The organism is Sphingomonas sp., assembly GCF_019242355.1.
GTDB lineage: Bacteria > Pseudomonadota > Alphaproteobacteria > Sphingomonadales > Sphingomonadaceae > Sphingomicrobium.
The window spans coordinates 1-2,203 of record NZ_JAFAVR010000103.1; the positions used below are offsets into that span (position 1 = coordinate 1).

Here is a 2,203-nt window from a genome sequence, read left to right on the forward strand (position 1 = left end):
ATGGACCCGCGGGTCAAGCCCGCGGGTGACGGCCGTGGGTGGGCGAGATCTGGGTCAAATCGAACTGGACTCGCGGTAGCTCAGTCCTTGCCGCCTCCCCCAGGTGCCGCCGATATCCTCAAAGTCGGGCCACCAAGCGCCGATATCGCGCTGTCAGGCATCGCGTAGTTCCACAACGCGACTTGCTGAACATCGATGGGCGAGGCCTCGCCCTTGCTGTCCGCAAAAAGCGTGAAGAATGGTTTGTCCGGCACTTTCAGGGAAAATCGACCGTCAATCTTTTCGCCTGTCTGCCGGTGAACCAGCCGGCCGTCGACGTAATATTTTCGTTCGCCCTTCGTCAGGTCGGCGCTGAAGACGATCCGGTACCAGACATTGGCATTGAGCGTTTGCTTGGAATAACTGCCTTGCCCGACCTTTCCGGTCGGGCTGATCCAGACGTCGCCCGGCCCATTGCCGTGCGGGCTGGTATTCAACAGCGCATATTCGACGCCGAGCTTCGGCAGGCGAATGTCAAACGCGACCGTGTACTGGTTGACGTTCCTGCCGCCGCCGTTGGCTGCCATCCCGTGATCGCAATACAGAAAGGCGCGATACGGGACATGAACGTGATCGTCCCTGAAGGTTCCTTCGATGATGCCGCTGCTGGCCGGCATATAAAGGAGCGGGTAGCCGACGTCCGCGCGGTTGAGGTCCGAAGCCTTCCTGAATTCCCACAGCCCGACGAGGCTATGCGGCTTGTGAGCCTGCGGGCGCGGAAACTCGCTGACGTAGGGCGAGCGCCGGAATTGCGCCCAGTCCACCGTGTAGCCGATATCCTCCAGCATCACCAGGTCAAGCTCGGTCGGGTAGAGCCGCAGTCCCTGAACCGGATGCGGGGCGCCCGCCATCAGATATTGCTGAAGGTGGGGACGGGCGAGGATCAGGCGGCCTTTCCAGGTCGCGCTGTTGTAATCTCCGATATGTCCGGAGTCTTCATCGAGTGGAATCGGTCGGCCGTCCAAAGATACGGCGCGTGGACCGGCGAACTGGTCGTTCGCCACCAGGTCGGTGAAGCCGAACGGCGAGGGATCCCGATAGAAGCCGAGAATGTGCCCCAGCTCATGCAATGCCGTCGACAGAAGGTCCCAGTGCGTCGCGCTCGGAATATCATCGACCCGATCCAGCGATTGCGCATAGAACCAGGGGCGAGCGCCCGCGAAATTGATTCTCATCCAGCCGGCCCAAGGCTGGTATGGAATGCCGTTGGCACGCTGGTAAAGGCTGTGGACCGGCTTGCCGCGGGGTTGCTTCGCTTTGGTAAATGCGGACCTGCCATCGCTGTAACCGTCGATGCCACCGAGCAGAGGCGCTGCCGAAGCCTTCCCGTCCGGTCGCGGGAAGATGAACACCAGCACGTCTGCGCCGTGCTCAGGCATGGGCACGCTTAATGGTTTTCCGGTATTGGGATGATTGAAGCGCATCATCGTTCCGGGCCGGATGCGCTCGAATCGATCGGGCAGAAGCGCCCCCCAGATTTCAGCGGCGAGCTCCAGAGTTTTTCTGCGTTCGGGATGCTGCGAGATATGCCCTTCGTCAAATCGGTAGTCGAACCGGATGGTGACCGCCAGCGCGTCAATCGGCGTCGCCAGCACCGCCGCTGCCAGCGCCAATATGGACGACAGGAGATTGATTGAAGGGCGATGGCCCATTCGCTACGTCGCGGCAGCCCAGGTGCCGGTGACGGCGACGGGCTCGCGCGGCGCGGCCAGGCTCTCGTGTCGCTTCAGGATGTCGAGCAGACGATCGATATCCTCGCGGCGATGCCCAGCATTGAGCTGGATACGAAGCCGCGCGGACTTGAGCGGCACTGCGGGGAAGCGAATCGCGTCGACATGGATCCCCTCCTCGCGGATGGCGCCGGCGAGCTCCTGCGCCCGCGTCTCGTCGCCGAGCCAGATGGGAACGATGGGGGTCTGCGTCGACACCAGGCGGTAGCCGAGGCTCGCCATGCGGCTCACGAAATAGCGCTGGTTATCCCACAGCCGCTCTCGCCGCTCCGGCTCGTCGCGGGCGACATCGATCGCGGTCGATATCACCATCGCCTGGTCCGGCGGCAGCGTCGCCGTGAAGCCATAGGCCGGGCAGGTCATGCGCAAAATCTCGGTGATCAGCGCCTGCGCCGCGACAAACCCGCCGATCGACCCGTAGGCCTTGCTCAACG

General features: G+C 62.8%; 2 protein-coding genes. Both read right to left on the minus strand.

The window, feature by feature from the left end; translation table 11 throughout:
* Positions 1 to 80 precede the first annotated feature (80 nt).
* Positions 81 to 1,691: a hypothetical protein gene (locus tag JOZ79_RS04805; protein WP_294071360.1), complete on the minus strand. Its 1,611-nt coding sequence runs from the start codon at positions 1,689 to 1,691 to the stop codon at positions 81 to 83.
* Positions 1,692 to 1,694: 3 nt separating this feature from the next.
* Positions 1,695 to 2,203: aminotransferase class I/II-fold pyridoxal phosphate-dependent enzyme (locus JOZ79_RS04810; RefSeq protein WP_294071362.1), on the minus strand; the 509-nt coding region annotated here is incomplete at its 5' end.